We start from the raw sequence: 18,177 nt of genomic DNA on the forward strand, positions 1-18,177 counted from the left end.
AAACGTGAAAACAACAAAGCTTAAAAGCGCAATGCAAAAGGCCGGTTTAGCCAGCCTATTTGCCTTGTCGTTTGGCGCGCTGACTGGCTGTCAGACAACGGCTGAAGACAACACAGCTAAAAAAACTGATGTAGCAGCCACAGAAAAAGCGCCCATTCAAGATAATGGCATATTTACCAATCCGCTGTTTCCTAATGGCGCCGATCCATGGCTTGAGTATTGGGATGGTAACTATTACTTAACCACAACAACATGGACTTCTGAATTAGTGATGCGAAAATCGCCCACACTTGCTGGTCTTGCAGATGCAACACCTGTCAATGTGTGGTCTGATTCAAACCCTGAACGTTGTTGTAACTTCTGGGCGTTTGAATTCCATCGCCTAAAAGGGCCAAATGGCTATCGTTGGTACATGATGTACACAGCCGGTACCGATGGCACGCTAGATAACCAACACTTAAATGTTTTAGAAAGTGCCGGTGATGACCCTATGGGTCCATACGAATACAAAGGGGCATTAATGCCAAACGTATGGAATATCGACGGTAACTACCTAACATACAACGATAAACTGTATGTGATTTACTCACAGTGGCAGGGCGATCAACAGTTAAACATTATTGCTGAAATGGAAAACCCATGGACACTGAAAAAGAACTCTCCACATACGGTGATCACGCGTCCTGAGCTAGACTGGGAAATTAGTGGTCGTAAAGTAACGGAAGGCGCTGAAATTATACAGCACAATGGGCGTACGTTTATGACGTACTCAGCAAGCTTCTGTAATACCCCTGACTACAAGCTGGGTATGCTTGAGCTTGTAGGTGATGATCCACTTAAAGCCAGCAGCTGGAAAAAATACGACAAGCCGGTATTTGAGCGCACAGAAGACGTATTTGGCCCAGGTCATAATGGTTTCTTCACGTCGCCAGATGGCACTGAAGATTGGCTGGTTTACCATGGTAATGATTCAGTAGAGCACGGTTGTAGCGCAACGCGTTCTTTACGTGCGCAAAAATTCACTTGGAACAACGATGGAACACCAAACTTTGGTAAACCATTAACGCCGGGTGTTGAAGTCGCCCCACCATCAGGTGAATATGGCCCGCTGGTAACACGTGTACAAGGTCAACGCTACCAATTAGTGAATGCCACAAGTGGCCTATGTTTAGACATCGCTGCAGACCCACAAGATGCGCGCGCAGTGCAGCGCCAGTGTGCAAGCACCAATGGTCAGTGGGTTATTGATGCAACAACAGACGGTTTTGTACGTTTAGCCAACCGCGAAGACAGCAAGTTCTTAGAACTTGAAAGCTGTAACGAGGCTGACAACGCTAAAGTACAATCTGCGGCATGGCGCAATAACTTCTGCCAGCAATGGAAAGTAGCACCAAGCACAGACGGTAATGTGTCTATTACTAACCGTTACACAGGCAAACCTTTAGCGGTTGCAGGGTGTTCGGCTGCGCAAAATCAAGCGGTTTTACAGCAAAGCGACACAACAGCGTGTGGCGACTGGCAATTACGCCCTATGGGCAGTGTTGTGGTATTAAGCCAACAAAGTGGTAAAGCGTTGAGCGTAGCTGGTACAGTTAAAGCTGGTACTAATGTTGAGCAACACGCTTATACGCACAAAGACGCACAGCAATGGTTCTTCACACCAACAGATACGGGTTATGTAAGCCTTAAACAAAGCGCTGACAGCGAGTTCTGTGCTGCAGTAGCCGATAATGCACTCGTGCCGGGTGCCAATGTAGAAATGGCTTCGTGTGCCGCGAAAACAGCACAGTGGCGCATTGCCCCAGTTGAAGGCGGTGGCATCATGCTTATCAACCGTTACACAAAACAAGCATTAGGCTTAAGTAACTGTGGCTTGGCTGAAAACACTAACTTTGCACAACAACCCGATTTAGGTAACAAGTGCCAAGTGTTCCACCTGCGTGAACCACATTAAGTCATAAGTAAAGAATCGACTCAAACCAAAGCCACTTCATTTATGAGTGGCTTTTTTTGTTCCTGTTAATATAACGTGAAGGTATAATTATACAGTTTAAGGGAATGCGCTGGTTGCTTTCTCAGGGAGTAGGAGTTGTAAATGTCTTATTTAATTAATTCAAGTAAACCAATTTCAAGTGTGCATCAGCTGCAAAGTGAAGGTGGTCAGTACATTGAGTTAGCTGAAGCAGGTTATCAAATACCAATAGTCTGGTTAATGTTTTTCAATGAAGATGATTTCATCGAGTCTAAAATTGAATACATGGATGGAGAGGGTAATTTACACTACGATACGATCTCTTTACCGTGTACGACGGTCAAAAAAGCGAAAGAAAATATAGAAAACTCACATCGGTTTTTTACTGAATTATTTCAAGAGCCTGAAATAGCGATAGGGTATTTAGATAAGACAATCGCGCTTTTTGATGAGCTAGAGTACGAGTATCTCATTCTGGATGCGAGTGAATATTTTTATATGAATATTGATGATGCTGAATGGCATTTGTTTCGGAATGCATTTCTTAGAAATGAAAAAGCGAAACGTTTTATTTTTGAATATTCAGGGTATGACGAGGCTTATTTACCGTATCCAGTCGAAGAGTTTTATTCTAATCCCCACTTAGATGACTATGATCGAATGAATAACTCAACGGCACTGAACCCTGCCTTTAGTGATCCGTCTTATCGTATAAGGTATCCCCATGAAACAGCAAGCTCAGCGTTGAGTAAAACAGATACCGCGAGTAACAAAAAGTGGTGGCAGTTTTGGAAAAGTGAGTAAAACTGCTCACGAGTTACTTTGGCTGTTGTTGGAAGTACATGGTACTCGGCTTTTCATCATCAAAAGCTGGCCAGTTTGGTAGTGCGTCATGATTGGGATTCCCGTTTTTAGCGAAGTTAGTCCAATACGTTGCCATAACCTCTGACATTTTTAAGTCGTTTGGTGTGACATTGGGATCTGACTTATTCAAGTTTTTAAACACGTACGCAATTTCATGACCGTGAGCAGAGCCGTGATCTTCATCTTTTGCACCACTCTTTCGGGCAGGGTGATGATCGAAGTAGTACAGGTATACAGGCGCATTACCATATTGTGTTTGTAACTTTGCCCAGCTCCATGTGTGCATAAAAAAGCCAGACAGAGTCTGGCTTTTTACGACAACGAATAAGGAAGGTGAGACAGCTCACCTTACTTATTACTCTTCTTGTGCAGAAGCTGCGTCAAAGAGTGCTTTTATTTCTTCAGCACTAATCGCACCGTTGAAAATTTTCAGTTCATCAATAGCCCCGTTATAAGGGGTATCCCAGTAGTTAACACCCAAGGCAAATTCATTGGTTTCACCAGGTACAGTGAACACGCGAGGGAAACCGCCCGCTTCTAGCTGAAGTTCACCATTGACGTACATTTTTATCGTATCGCCGTTGGTGCCATCAACCGTGAAGGCAACATGTGTCCACTCTTTGAGAGGGATGCGGCTATCTAGCTCTGCATTATCAAAGAATGCGCCATTATTTGCCCACAAACGAGTTAGACTAGAGCCAGCCATCGAAGGCACATAACTCAACCAAGCGTCTGCATTTGCACCTGCAAAGAATGCGGTTGTGTAATCGGTGAAGCTTTCTGGTTTTAACCACATAGATACAGAGTAATCATTGGTTGTAATAAGGTTATCTGGTAAGCGAACACCTGAACCGTCAAGGAATACGGCTTGACCAATGATACCGTCAACAAAAGTTACGTTACCACCAGTGTTGTTAATGAAACCACCCGTTGGTTTACCCGCTGCATACGCACCGTTTAATGCACTTAGGTCACCTTCGAAGCTGTATTCAGCTGGTGCAAGTGATTTTAAGGTTACATCGAATGACTTAGTATCAGTAAAGTCTTTGTACTTAATGGTTGCAGTTAATGTTACAACTTGGTCGCCAGCAGAGGCACTTGGTTGAGTCACAACAGCCGTGCCGTTAACTGGTTTTAAATACTCTTCGTTGTTTGACGTCCAGCTAATACCTGACACAAATGGACCGACACGTGGTAACTCGAAGCTTTCACGTACTGCAGATACATCACCTAAATCAAGCGCATCAGTGATGAAACTTTCGAACTTAGTCGGATCTGTTAGGTTGTTGATTGCTGCACCATTGATGTCTAAGCTGTTTAAGGCGTAGTCATACACGATAAATTCGTCAATTTGACCTTGGAAAGGTAAATCCCACCCGTAGTTAACACCGAGAGCAAAATTGCCTGTTTGCGTGCTGAAGAAATCCGGACGTGGCATTGACCCTGCTCGGATACCATCTCGATAAAGCGTAGCAGTCCCGTTAGCATACGTAATTGCAATGTGATTCCAGTCCATTACCGCAGGAGAACCAGAAATGATTTGGTTCCACATTTCTGTGCCATCTTCAGCAAGGTAACGGCTCCACAGCATTGGTGTTGTTGTAAAGTGCGTGCTACCCGGAATCAAGCTCATCCAACGCGCATCTGATGATGCAGCAAAAAATGTTGGCGTGAAGTCGGTCAACACAGTCGGTTTAAACCAATATGAGATTGTGTACTCATCGCTTGTCACTAAGTCATCAGGTAAACGAACACCCGTTGAACCGTCAAAGTTAAACGCTTTGCCTGTTTGACCTTCAGCGAAAGCGGCTGTGCCTGCACCCACATTTAATAGGTTGTTGTCTGTCACCCCTGCATCACCTAGATTGCCTAAACCATCGCTTAGTGATTCTTCGAATTTGTAGTGTGCAATCGCATTTTTAAATTCTGGACGCGCTTCAAGGTTTACATTAAATGTCTTGGTTGTGCTCTCGCCATTTAAAGAGATATTAGCCGTTAAAGTAACGGATTTATCACCACGGTCTGGCGTAGGGATAAACACAGACCCGTCGCTGGTGATGTAGTATTCATCACTACTTTGCCAGTTAATCGCTGCACCATCTTTACCTTTAGTTGGTAATGAATAGCCTTCGTCTGCAATTGATAATTCAGTTTTTATATCAAGTGCTTCTTGAACAGTGCCCAGCACGTTTGCAGTATCCGTAATTTCATCACGTTTACTTGCCCAAATGGTAGCGCCTTCGCTTGATGTTGCCGATACAGTGACGGCCATCGCTTTGGCGGCGTCATCCCATTGCCATTTAGCCACGCCGAAGTAAGTACCAGAATCAAGCTCTAGTTTGATATTAGAGTCATCAATCATGTACCAGATACCGGGATCATCACCTGTTACTGAGTGATCTTGGTTTAATGCAATATGCATTGAACGAATAGCATCAGTGTTTACATCAGTGCCGTGATTGATAAATTTGTAGTAACCGTAAAGCTCATCAGCAATTACCTTGTTGTCGCCCTCAAGCGGTACATAGCGTTGTGGTGAAGCCATCGGCCAACCTAATGAGTTAATAAACATTTCATGCACACGAACTTGGTGTGCTTCAGTATTGTTAGGGAACTCAGTTGATGTTTGTGGAAAACGGGTGTGTGTTACTAATAAATGACGACCTGTTGCTTCATCGTAGTAAGCCGAGTTATGCCCCGGTGATTGATAGCCCCAAGCAGGTGCTGTTTCGCCAAGTTCTTGGGTGTACTCAAAGCCGCCCATTAGTTTTTCACCAATTTCTAGGCCCCCTATTGCTGCAATGTCATTACCCGCGTTATCTAGGTATGGACCATCAGGTGTTTTTGAGCGAGCAACACGAATGTTATAGCCTCCGTTTAAGTCAAATCCAGCAACTGAGAAGAACAGGTAATAGTACTCGCTCTCTGGGCTATACATTGCAAAGGCGCCTTCTATCGCACGGAAGTCACCACCGACTAGTTTTTTACCGTATCCTTGACCGGCTTCTGGCATACCGGTCTCTTCGTCCATTGCTAAAACGAAAATACCGCCGGAGTAAGAGCCGTAAACCATCCAAAGCTTGCCGTTTGCATCATAGAATGCTGCAGGGTCAATGGCGTTTGGATCAACGGCGCCATTCCATGTTGTTTGGCCGTTATCGAGTGGGTAGGCTGTAAATTCCGCCTCATTGCGGTAGCCACTGCGTAAGAAAATGCCTTTATTTTTATAGGGGCCTTCAATGTTATCAGCTTCAGCTAAACCAAGGTAAGAGCGGTTCCAACACACTTCATCAACAACATCCGGTGTATCTGGGTTATCTTGTGCACAGTGGTTATAGTAAAACCAAAACTTGCCATTTGGGGCTTTAATAACATCAGCAGCCCAGTTGCCAGTAAAGCCATCTGTCCATTCAATACCCTCGGCAATTTCACCTGTGTAGTTGTAATCAAATAGGGGGCTTTCATTAACGGCTGCGTTAGCTGAAAGGCTAGAAATCATTTCCCAGTTCAAGAGATCAGTTGATTTAGCGGCAGCAAGGTGTGAACCAAAAATATAATAAGTGTCGTCAACTTTAACGACAGAAGGGTCATGTACACTGACATTAGTAACCATTACGCTTCCTGATTCAGTGTATTCAACACTGCTGCTTACAGTCGGTTTTGCGCTTTGGGGTTCGGTAACTGCAAGAGACGAGTTAAGCTTAGTACCCTCTTCTTTGCCACAACCTGTCACAGCCAAAGAGCAGGCTATGACCATGGCTAATTTATTTAATTTCATTTTATGTGTCCTCTTGAAACTGGGATTCATTTTTTATTCGATTGTTGTCAATAAAATTGCCGCGTGCCTATATCAAACTAATAAGAACGTAGTATTGTAATTTTATAGTACGATTTAAAATGTGCAAATACTTTTGCAAAGGTAATTGATATGTAAACATGAAGTGTCAGTGTTTACAATATGTACAGCGTGATTTTAATTTTTTCAAGTTGCCAATTTTGGCGTTTTTTTCGCTGTTTTTACTCTTTTAGGGAAGTTTTTACTTATCGGAAAGTGAGGATTTTCCAGTAAATATGTTTATTTGTATTACATTTGAGCACTAAAAAGGGCTCTTTAAGAGCCCTTTTTGAGATTACTTGTCTTGTTTACTGAGACCTTCAGTGGTCATGATAATACGTTTAAGCGTGCCGTCTTCATTGTAGTAAAGTGGTTCGATAGCCACGGAACGACGAAAACGCCCACCACTTGGTTTGCCATCAATTGGTGGTACTGCACCTGTATGGTAAATAAAATAATCTTTACCTTTGTATTCGATAATTGATTGGTGGTTTGTTTCACTGTTGCCCGCGATTTCATTCAAGATACCTTTATATTCCCACGGTCCATGAATACTTTTACTCATTGCATAACAGATTTTTTCAGGGAACTCACAGGCGTACGATACATAGTAGTTATCATTTTTTTTATGCACCCATAATGCTTCTGTAAAGTTTGGCAAATCGATTGTTTTTATTTCCCCATCAAGCGAAAGTAAGTCATCGCTCAGCTTTACATATTTTGGCACTAAGTTACCAAAGAACATGTATGTATCGCCGTTTTCTTCGGTATAAATAGCAGGATCAATATCATCCCAATCATTCGGTGTGTGCTTGGTCATATCGTCTGTAACAAGCGCATGGCCTATGGCGTCTTTAAATGGGCCTGTCGGTGACTTAGACGTTGCAACACCAATAGCAAAGCCCGGTTTTGTATCGTTGTGACGAACCGTGGTAAAGAAGTAAAAGGTGCCATCACGCTCAATCATGTGTGAAGCCCACGCTTCGCCTTTTGCCCACTTAAAGTCAGTGGCTTTCATAATTGGGCCATGCTTTTTCCAATTCACCATGTCGGTAGACGAAAAGGCGAGCCAGTCATGCATTTCGAAAAATACATCGTTATTAGGTGCTTCATCATGGCCTGTATAAAGGTATACGGTGTCGTTGTGAACAAGTGCTGCGGGATCTGCTGTAAAAACATCGGTAAATAATGGGTTTTGTGCAACGGCTAAGCTACTCGAAAAAAGCAATGGCAGTGCTAACGCTTTCAATTTCTTCATGAGTGTCCTCTGTGACTAATGATTGTTGTACGAACTGCTGCTTTTGTGCTTAAAACTCATTCTAAATGACCAGATAATACACAGTGTACGCCTGATTATACTGAGTAACTGATTGTTTACATCGAAACAAATCAGCAAAAGTGCAGCAAAAATTAATTCTATATTGTATTATTGTATTTTAATCATAGTAGCATCAAAATTCGCTGGGTAAATAACTTGTTAGCCCTTTTTTGTCGCTCTAGGTGAACTAAAGACAAATTAAACAAGCAAATGATTACATGCTAAGTTTATGATAATAATCGGTATTAATGAATAACCAAAGCATAAACGCAGCACGCTTTAAGTTTGTAACATGTTATAATTGCGGCATTTTTTGTAAACATAATGGCAGTTATTTTAATTTGGCTTTTTGAGTTGACTGTCAAATAATCATACAATATGATTAAAGTTCAGGCAGCAATGTATTAACATAATAAAATATAGACTCACTTGCGCACCGTTTTGACAACACACGATGCACAATAAAGTGGTCACTCTTCGGTAACTGAATGGGGAAAGTTCAGCGGGCCGATATAACTATAATTTGGAGAACACCGCTTATGTTTAAAAGAACACACATAGCCAGTGCTGTAGTTATGGCATTTACCTGTCAATTTGCTTTCGCTCAAGAGCAAGCACCAAATACTCCTGAAAAGAACGTCGATGAAATGGAAGTTATTCAGGTATCAGGTATTCGCGGCAGTTTAAACAAAGCACTTGATGAAAAACGTGCAAGCGTTCAAATCGTGGATGCTATTGTTGCAGAAGATATTGGTAAATTCCCTGATAACAACGTAGTTGAAGCGCTTCAACGTGTGACGGGTGTACAAACAACGGGCCGTGGTGCAGGTGAAGTAAGTGCGGTTTCAATCCGTGGCCTTACTGACGTCAATACGACTATTAATGGTCGTGCTATATTTACTGGTGCGGGCCGTGATGTGGCACTGCAAGACATTCCAGCAAGCTTACTATCAGGTGTTACAGTTTATAAAACTCGTTCGGCAGATCAAATTGAGCGTGGTATCGCAGGGGCGATCGACATTAAAACGCATCGCCCATTCAACTTTGACGGTGAAAAAGTCGTTTTAGCGGCACGTGCTATTTATGCTGATCAGCCAGATAAAGTTGATCCAAATATCAGTGCGTTACTCTCTAACCGTTGGGACATCGATGGTGCAGGTGAGTTTGGTGCTTTAGTTAATATTTCATACGCTGAAACACATTATCGCGATGATACAATTACAGCAGGTGCAGCATTTCCATTTTTTACTGACAAGCCGCATCATAATTATTCACCGTATTCTCGAATCCCTGACCGTGACTCTCAAGATAATCTAATTTGGCAAGGTGGTTTAGAAAATGGTCTACCATCATCAGAGGGTTCTACGTTGAACGTAGAAGGTGAACCAACTGAGTATTTATTAGCGCGAGATGCTATTTTCGGTACTTCATTTACAGGTTTGCGTAAGCGCCCTGCAGCATCAATATCTTTGCAGTGGGCACCAAATGAAACACTTGAAATTACGGCGGAAGGTTTCTACACGGGTTACGAGAATCAATCTCAAAATGCGTTATGGTTTTCAAATACCTTTGAAACTGGTAACGGCTTTATTGAAACCCCCACAGTATTTGATGGCACTAACGTCGTTAAAGAAAAACAAGCAATCGGTGCTGGTGGCTTCCAAAGTGGTGACTATAACTCTGAAACAACAGATAGCTACTTATATGCATTAGGTGCCGAGTGGCAAGCAAGCGATTATCTAACTATTAAATCTGAAGTGGTTTATCAAGACAGTGAATATAAGTCGGACTTTTTTGCAATGCGTTTTGATCGCACTTCGTATGGTTTAGATGTTGACTTTAATGACAATGATGGTGTGCCAAGTATCTCATTTTGGGATGATCCAAACACCACAGTAAACGAAGCTGATATGGCTGCGATAGAAAATTGGAATGCTAGTACTATTTATGACAGTGCTGCTGGTAATAGCGGTGATGCCATCACTTTCACAATTGACGGTGAGTATCTTTTTGGCGGTACTTACATAGATAAAGTTCGATTTGGTGGGCGTTTCGAAAACCGTTCAGCACAAGAATTTACTAGAGATGATAATAAAGTTATTGGCAATACTTCAGTTGCAAGCCTAATGGAACAGCTAGTCGCTGCAGGCGCATCAGGAGATGGAAGTGGCTTAATTTTTAAAGTAGATGATTATTTTGATGGTCGTGCAGATGTATTTGATAGTTTCATTACTGCAGATGGTAGTTATTTACTGAAAAATGCCGATGCGGTTCGCCAAGTATATGATACTCAAGTTGAAGGTATAGCTAAATCTTTTGATATTGATGAAACTTCTTATGCATTTTATGCAACCACTAATTTCTTTTTAACGGAAGATATTAGTGGTGAATTTGGTTTACGTTATGTGAACTATGAACAAGACATGAAGTTTTATGATACAGATAACAATGGTGAGCTAACAACAGGTAAAAATAAAACAGATAAAATTTTACCAAGTCTAGTACTTAACTGGAACATCACTGATGACGTGGTAGGACGTGTAGCATATACAGAAACACTGCGTATGCCTAATTTTGCTGACCTGAACACGGTTGTAAGATTACAAGACCCACTAACTGATATACCTTATGGTACGGGAACGGGTGGTAATTCTAATTTACAACCGACAGAGTCAAAAAACTATGACTTATCACTTGAGTGGTACTTTGCTGATACAAGCTCAATTTACGCTGCTTACTTTAACCGCGAAATTGAAGGCTTAGTGTTACCTGGACGTAAGACTGAGATTCTTGAAGGTAATGATGGTGTAACTAGACCTTATGTGATTAGTACATCAGTGAATGCGTCAAACGGGGAGCTTTCGGGCTTTGAACTGGGGGCTGTCTATTTTCCTGAAAACTTGCCAGAAATGTTAAATGGTTTTGGTGTACAAGCAAGTTTCACACTACTTGATTCATCACAAGAAACTCCTGACTTTAATCGTGCTGGAGAGATTACAGAATATGTTAAGTCGCAAATGGCTGGCGTATCTGATGAGTCTTACAGCATCGTCGGTATTTACGAGCGTGATTCATTTGACATGCGTTTATCTTACGTGTGGCGTTCAGAGTTTTACACCGGTAACGAAGCAGCTAGCTTTGCTAATCCGATTCAGTTCTGGAGCCGCCCAGAGCAAAGTTTAGACTTCCAGTTTAGTTACAATGTAAATGATGACTTTGTTGTGACATTTGATGCAACTAATATCCTAGATGATGTGTATCAGAACTACTACGGTAAAGGTAACGATAACTTATTTAATTTCGGTAACGGTATCTATTCACGTACATTCGCGCTAGGTATCCGTTATTCTTTCTAAAATTCTTGAATAGACCCAAAAACCCCGGCTTTGCTGGGGTTTTTTATTTTTCAGATTTGCTAGAAAGTGGGCGTGTTTGTTATTAAACGAAAAGAGTTGCGATTTAATTAGTATGATAATACTATCATTCAGGTTAGCATTAAATTTACAAAAATAACGAATGCAGTGGCCAAGCTGTGTAGTATCACATAGTTGATACACAGTATTGAAAGGTGTTCATTGCTTAAAATATTGAGTATTGGCTTAATATTTTCCAATTAGGGTGTGGTATGGAATCTCAAAAGTTATCCGTTGTAGAAAAAGTTGGCTTTGGTGCCGGCGACATGGCAGTGAATGTCATGGTTGCAGCGTTATTTTATTTTATGTCTTTTTTCTACACCGATATCTACGGACTGGATCCGGTTGATATGGGTGTGTTGTTTTTAGTGGCGCGTTTTGTTGATGCCTTTACCGATCCATTAATGGGGGTCATCACCGATAAAGTGAAAACCCGCTGGGGTCAGTTCCGCCACTGGTTCTTATTCTTGTCTGTACCGTATGGTTTGTCGGTTATATTACTATTTACTACGCCAGATCTTGATTACAACATGAAGCTGGCATGGGCCTATGCAACTTACCTGTTTGCTACGTTGATGTTTACCGGTGTAGCAATCCCTTATATCTCTTATATTGGTGTACTCACTGCGGATCCTAAAGAGCGTTTATCTGCTAATGGTTACCGTATGTTTTTCGCAAAAATTGCCAATGTAGTGATTGTATTCTCAGTACCGCTACTTGCGTCTTACTGGGGAAATGGCAGCTTGTCGTACGGTTATAAACTCGCAATGGCATTGGTCTCTGCGTGTGCTGTTGCGTTGTTTTTATTCTGTTTCTTTACTACCCGCGAACGTATTACTCATGAGCCACAAACCGAGGGCGTACTTACGCAATTAAAAGTGCTACTTAAAAACGACCAGTGGTTGTTACTGTGTGCAGCATGTGTACTTGGTACCTTAGGGTATGCAATTCGCGGTAGTGTGGCAATGTACTATGCAACCTATTATTTAGGGGTGCCCGATTTAGCGGGGGCATTCACCAGTGCGGGTATTGCGGCGTCAATCGTATCGATGGTGGCAAGTACGTGGATCACGCAGCGTTACTGTAAAATGAAACTGTTCCGTCAATCACAAATTGCAGTGTTATTTATTTCATTGCTTATGTATTTTGTGGTCCAACCGGGTGATGTAATGATGGCATTCGTGCTTTATATCATCTTGTCATTTGTGGTTGATTTACATGCGCCTGTGTTCTGGTCTGCGATTGCAGAAGCTGTGGATTACGGTGAAATTAAAGACGGTGTGCGTGCATCGGGCTTATCATTTGGTGGTATTTCATTCTGCCAAAAAGCTGGAGGCGGTTTAGCTGGTTTAGCAGGGGGATTATTACTGGCATTTTTCGAGTACAAACCCAACGTTGAGCAAACGGAGTTTACCTTAATGGGCTTAGCACTCATGCTTACTATTATCCCCGGTGTATTCCACGCGTTACTTGGTCTTATTCTTAAAAAATACAAGATTACCGATCAATACTATACGGACATGGTCATTCAAAAACGCCTACCAAAGTAACCTTCTCTTAAAACGCGCACGCTAACACAGTGTGCGCTTTGCTCTTTAAAATAACGGTTCGCTGGGAGACAACAAGCATGAACACATTCAAAGTGAGTTATTTAGCAATTCTGTGTGCTGCAATATTAACGGTGACTGCATGCAGTGAGTTGCCAATTGACAGCAAACAAGCCGCCTCTGTTGCGCATGCTGAACATGCCAGCGAACAACATTTATTTGCGCTAAACCAAGTAAGCTTAAGCGCCAGCCCGTTTTTACATGCGCAGCAAACTAATGTGCGTTATTTATTAGCACTTCATCCTGATCAGCTGCTTGCTCCTTATTTACGAGAGGCGGGCCTGACACCAAAAGCGCCCAACTATGGTAACTGGGAAAATACCGGTCTTGATGGTCATATTGGGGGTCATTATTTATCAGCATTGAGCCTTGCTTGGGCAGCGACAGGGGATGAAGAATTAAAGCAGCGTTTAGATTACATGTTAAGCGAGCTTAATCGTGCTCAACAAGCCACAGGTGGTTACTTAGGCGGTATTCCTAATGGCGATGAAATGTGGCAGCAGATTGAAAACGGTGAAATTAAGGCTGATTTATTCAGTTTAAACGACCGTTGGGTACCACTTTACAATATAGATAAAATCTTCCATGGCCTTCGTGATGCCTACGAAGTTGCAGGAAGTAGCCAAGCAAAGCACATGTTATTTAAGTTAGGCGAATGGTTCTTAGCAACCACAGCGAAGCTAACTGATGAACAAGTTCAGCAGATGCTGTACTCAGAGCATGGTGGCTTAAATGATGTGTTTGCGGATATGTATGTTATTAGTGACGATGAGCGTTACTTAAAACTAGCGCGCCAGTTCTCTCATAACATCATTATTGAACCACTATTACACAAAGAAGATAAGTTAACAGGCCTGCATGCCAATACGCAAATTCCCAAAATTATTGGTATGTTGAAAGTGGCGAATGCCAGCGATGATAAAGCATGGCAGCAAGGCGCTGACTTTTTCTGGAAAACAGTGAGCCAAGAGCGCTCGGTGTCCATTGGTGGTAATTCAGTACGTGAACATTTTCATGATAAAAGTGACTTTACGCCAATGGTTGAAGATGTTGAAGGCCCAGAAACTTGCAATACCTACAATATGATGAAACTCAGCAAGTTACTGTTTTTGAAAACCGCTGATACGCGTTATTTAGACTATTATGAGCGCGCCACATATAACCATATTTTATCGTCACAACACCCAGAACACGGTGGCCTTGTTTACTTTACCTCAATGCGCCCAGGACATTACCGTTTGTACTCATCAGTGCAAGACTCTATGTGGTGTTGTGTGGGCTCGGGTATTGAGAATCACAGCAAGTATGGTGAGTTAATTTATAGCAATACGGGTAAAGAGCTATGGGTGAACTTATTTATTCCCAGTACGTTAAATTGGCAACAACAAGGTTTACAGATCACCCAAGACAGCCAATTCCCTGATGATACCAAGGTTTCACTCACGGTGAACCGGTTGTCTGGGGGACAAAGCTCAGAGTCTGTCATCCATATTCGTAAACCGTCTTGGCAACAAGGTGAACTGCGCTTTACGTTAAACGGAAAAGCCGTGACCGCGAGCGAAAAAGACGGTTACTACAGTATCAGCCATGCATGGCAAAGTGGCGATAAGCTTGCCTTTGAATTAGCACCTAAGCTTTATACCGAGCAGTTACCGGATGGCCAAGATTATTATTCTGTCATGTATGGCCCCGTGGTTATGGCCACCAAAGTACAGGCTTTTGCGAATGAGCAGTTAAGCTTTGTTGCTGATAACAGCCGTATGGGTCACATTGCTGCTGGACCGACGTGCCCACCAGAAGCATTACCCATTATGCTCAGTGAACCTGCGCAATTTGTTGCTGATTTAACTCGTAAACCGGGCCAAGCGTTGGCATTTATCGCAGACAAAAATGTGGCGATTGCAAAGCAAGGCATTGGACAGACTGAACGCACGGAACTTATCCCATTTTTCCGCTTACACGACAGCCGCTATCAAGTGTATTGGCCACAGCAAAGCAAAGCTGAATTCACACAATTTGTAGCTGACGCCAAAGTGGCTGAGCAAGCGAAAGAGCAGCTTCGATTATTAACCGTTGATCACATTACGCCGGGTGAACAGCAACCAGAAGTAGAGCATAGCTTTAAAGGTGAAGGAACCCGTGCAGGTGTCAATAATGGCCACCATTGGCGCGATGCAACAGGTTGGTTTGAATATCAGCTTCGTAACCCCAATAAAAACGCTGCAGCAGTACGTATTCGTTATTTTATCGGTGATGTGAATCGTCATTTCTCAATCACCCTTAATAGGGAGAAACTGGCCGCGGTAAGTTTGCCTGTTGGCAACCCAAGCGATGAGTTTTACACCATTGATTACCCATTAACAGAGGCGATGAAGCAGTCAGAAATGCTGACCTTGCGTTTCACAGCCAACCCAGATTCTGTTGCGGGTGGTATCTATGGCATTCGATTGATCAACGAGCAATAAAGAGTGGGCTATGTTAAGCAATAATGTGTTTGATAAAGCGGTGAAGCCGGTATTTTCGTCATGCTTAAAAGAGCAGCAAAGCGTTTACCAAACTCCTACGGGCCTTGGTTATCGTGTTATTGAGCAGGGAGCAGGTGATAAGCCCCACTGGGATGCAACAGTCACTGTGCATCAACGTGTAGTACTTAATAACGGTCGGGTGTTATTTGACACCCGTGCAGAGGGTGTACCTGTTGAGTATGAAATTGCCGAGGCGATTGTGGGCTTGCAAGAAGCATTGCAACTGATGAGTAAAGGCAGTCGTTTTGAAGTATTAATACCCCCTCATCTTGCGCGAGATGTGTACAGTACATTTATTGCTACAAAGCATGAACAGGATTGCCAAAGCCCGATGCGAGTTGATATCACCCTGCTTGATTTTAATTAATAATACCAACTTAAAATCTCAAAATAGATCACTTGAGTAAATAAAAAACCTGCAAAATTGCAGGTTTTTTGTGTTTGAATAATTACTTTATAAGCGTGGTTTTAAGCTTGTTTAGGTCGGCTGGGTTTACAATCGGCCAATCGTTTTTCCAGCTCATCGGTAAAATTCGTAGCTTTTGTACGCCGTTATCGGCTGTTTCATAGGCGTGCAACACGAGGTAGTCTTTACCATCAAACGTGTAAGCGGCATTGTGACCAAGGGCTGCCCACTCCTTGTTACCTTCAATCACTAAGCTACCACCGCCATCAACCAGAGAGCGACCTTGCTGATCTAAATAAGGACCTTCAACGTTTTTACTGCGACCAACGCGAACATTGTAAGTACTTTCAATACCTTGACAGCATTTATCAAATGACACAAACAGATAGTAATAGCCATTCTTTTTAAAGATATAAGGCGCTTCAATTGGGCCATGCTCCGTGTTTGGACGGCTGGCAATGTGATGCCACTTTTCAGGCTGTGCTAAGCGCACCATGTCATCATCTAGTTGCACTAATTTTAAACCACCCCAAAACGAACCAAAGCTCATCCAAGGTGTGCCATTGTCATCTTCGATGATAGCTGGGTCGATAGCGTTCCAATCATCACGCTCAGGCACTGACTCAACCACAATACCGTAATCAATCCACTTGTAGTCAGGTGATGATGGGTCAAGAGTGTCGTTTACCGTTACACCAATTGCTGAGGTGTTTTTACCAAATGCAGAAACAGAGTAATACAGATAAAACTTGCCATTTTTCTCGTACACATCCGGTGCCCACAGATGGCCACCGAAATTAGGTGACACGCGTTTTGCCCAGCTAGGCTCGTCTTTAAAGACGCGGCCAGTGAGTTTCCAGTTAGTTAAATCTTTTGATTCATAATAGGTAATGCCAGGGCCTGTACTAAATACATAATACGTGTCGCCTTCTTTGGCCATAACTGGATCGTGTACTTCTACCTGTTTTGCCGACACTGCAGCTGCTGAGATAAGTAGTCCAGTTGAAAGCCACTTCATTGCTCGTGTCACTTGGTGTGCGGGTCTCATGATCGAATACCTTTTTGTTGTTTTAACTTTTGTGTTCATTCGTCTACTATATAATATGTAATACAATATTAACAATAAAATAAAAGCGAAATACAGGACACATTATGCTCAAAAAATTATCGCGGCTTACGTTACTTACCGTGTTAAGCGCTTCGTCAGTGCCAGCCTTTGCTGATGCTAATAGTAGCAAGACCGTCGCGCCAATTGATAACCCTATTGTACTTAAGCGTGCCGATCCTTGGTTAGTGCGTGATGAAAAAACCGGATGTTATACCTTTATTGGTAGTTCACCGATGTTTGATGAAATTGAACTACGCCAAGCATGTCGCTTAAATGACTTAAAACTAGCCGAGCCAAAAGTTATTTGGCAAAAGCATGATAAAGGCCCTATGAGCGTTAACATTTGGGCGCCTGAGCTGCACCACATTGATGGCAGTTGGTACATTTACTTTGCGGCCGGTGACATTGAAAAGCCTTTTAGCATTCGTATGTATGCACTTAAAAATGACCACGTTGATCCTATGCAAGGCGACTGGCAAGAAATGGGGCAGGTTATGAGTCACCTAGATAGCTTCTCTCTTGATGCGACCAGTTTTACTCATAAAGGCAAACGCTACATGATTTGGGCACAGCAAAACCAGCCTGCCACATACAACTCGGCCTTGTGGTTAGCAGAAATGGACTCACCAACGTCAATTAAAGAGCCTGTTATCGCGATTACTGAGCCGACTCTTGAGTGGGAAGTACAAGGCTATAAAGTGAATGAGGGGGCTGCTGTAATAACGCGTGGAGATAAAATTTTTGTGACCTACTCGGCCAGTGCCACCGATCATCGTTATGCGATGGGCTTGCTATGGGCAAATGTAAATGATGATTTACTTGACCCTAAAAGTTGGCATAAAAAGCCAGAGCCTGTTTTTACTACCCACGCTGAAGTTGGTCGCTTTGGTCCGGGTCATAACAGCTTTGTAAAAGCGGAAGATGGCGTGACAGATTTGCTAATTTACCATAGCCGCGATTATAAAGAGCTGAAAGGCACGCCATTGACGGATCCAAATCGCCATGCGCGAGCACGCATTATTACATGGGATAAAGATGGGTTTCCTGTGTTTTCACCACAGCTAGCTGATTAAAAAATTTTTAAAAAAAGGGCGCCAATTGGCGCCCTACAACTTTGGGAACGAAATGT

Annotated in this window: 11 protein-coding genes; 7 read left to right on the forward strand and 4 right to left on the reverse strand. The window is 42.7% G+C overall.

Annotation, left to right across the window (positions count from 1 at the left end):
- Positions 1-4: 4 nt before the first annotated feature.
- Together LPA49_RS11490 and LPA49_RS11495 are read left to right on the forward strand one after the other, a co-directional pair.
- A complete protein-coding gene (locus tag LPA49_RS11490) occupies positions 5-1,954 on the forward strand; it encodes a family 43 glycosylhydrolase (RefSeq protein WP_230236565.1) in 1,950 nt (649 codons plus the stop codon).
- Positions 1,955-2,095: 141 nt separating this feature from the next.
- Positions 2,096-2,776: a hypothetical protein gene (locus LPA49_RS11495; protein ID WP_036973621.1), complete on the forward strand. Its 681-nt coding sequence runs from the start codon at positions 2,096-2,098 to the stop codon at positions 2,774-2,776.
- 13 nt (positions 2,777-2,789) lie between these two features.
- Here the strand turns inward: LPA49_RS11495 and LPA49_RS11500 are convergent, their stop codons facing one another.
- The 3 genes from LPA49_RS11500 to LPA49_RS11510 all read right to left on the reverse strand — a co-directional run bounded on the left by LPA49_RS11500 (position 2,790) and on the right by LPA49_RS11510 (position 7,929).
- A complete protein-coding gene (locus LPA49_RS11500; protein WP_230236567.1) occupies positions 2,790-3,122 on the reverse strand; it encodes a carboxylesterase family protein in 333 nt (110 codons plus the stop codon).
- Positions 3,123-3,191: 69 nt separating this feature from the next.
- A complete protein-coding gene (locus tag LPA49_RS11505; RefSeq protein ID WP_180311245.1) occupies positions 3,192-6,614 on the reverse strand; it encodes a LamG-like jellyroll fold domain-containing protein in 3,423 nt (1,140 codons plus the stop codon).
- A gap of 352 nt (positions 6,615-6,966) precedes the next feature.
- Complete coding sequence (locus tag LPA49_RS11510; RefSeq protein ID WP_036973618.1) at positions 6,967-7,929, reverse strand: glycoside hydrolase family 43 protein; 963 nt, start codon at positions 7,927-7,929, stop codon at positions 6,967-6,969.
- 599 nt (positions 7,930-8,528) lie between these two features.
- On the opposite strand from LPA49_RS11510, the gene LPA49_RS11515 reads away from it, so the two are divergent.
- From LPA49_RS11515 to LPA49_RS11530, 4 genes are all read left to right on the forward strand, one after another.
- Entirely contained in the window at positions 8,529-11,345 is a 2,817-nt protein-coding gene (locus LPA49_RS11515) for a TonB-dependent receptor (RefSeq protein WP_180311244.1), read from the forward strand.
- 269 nt (positions 11,346-11,614) lie between these two features.
- Positions 11,615-12,952, forward strand: coding sequence for an MFS transporter (locus LPA49_RS11520; protein WP_065979494.1), 1,338 nt, complete (start codon positions 11,615-11,617; stop codon positions 12,950-12,952).
- 77 nt (positions 12,953-13,029) lie between these two features.
- Entirely contained in the window at positions 13,030-15,474 is a 2,445-nt protein-coding gene (locus LPA49_RS11525) for a glycoside hydrolase family 127 protein (RefSeq protein WP_118844760.1), read from the forward strand.
- Positions 15,475-15,484: 10 nt separating this feature from the next.
- Positions 15,485-15,901 carry an FKBP-type peptidyl-prolyl cis-trans isomerase gene (locus tag LPA49_RS11530; RefSeq protein WP_051501946.1) on the forward strand — a complete coding sequence of 139 codons (417 nt, stop codon included), beginning with the start codon at positions 15,485-15,487 and terminating at the stop codon, positions 15,899-15,901.
- 82 nt (positions 15,902-15,983) lie between these two features.
- On the opposite strand, the gene LPA49_RS11535 is transcribed toward LPA49_RS11530, so the two are convergent.
- Positions 15,984-16,988 (reverse strand): arabinan endo-1,5-alpha-L-arabinosidase, encoded by a 1,005-nt coding sequence (locus LPA49_RS11535; RefSeq protein ID WP_118844759.1) that lies wholly within the window; start codon positions 16,986-16,988, stop codon positions 15,984-15,986.
- A 104-nt stretch (positions 16,989-17,092) separates the two neighbouring features.
- Between LPA49_RS11535 and LPA49_RS11540 the strand changes: the two genes are divergently transcribed.
- Positions 17,093-18,121, forward strand: coding sequence for a family 43 glycosylhydrolase (locus LPA49_RS11540; protein WP_036973613.1), 1,029 nt, complete (start codon positions 17,093-17,095; stop codon positions 18,119-18,121).
- The last annotated feature ends 56 nt before the right edge of the window (positions 18,122-18,177 follow it).

It is taken from the genome of Pseudoalteromonas sp. MB41, from assembly GCF_020966275.1.
Classification (GTDB): domain Bacteria; phylum Pseudomonadota; class Gammaproteobacteria; order Enterobacterales; family Alteromonadaceae; genus Pseudoalteromonas; species Pseudoalteromonas lipolytica.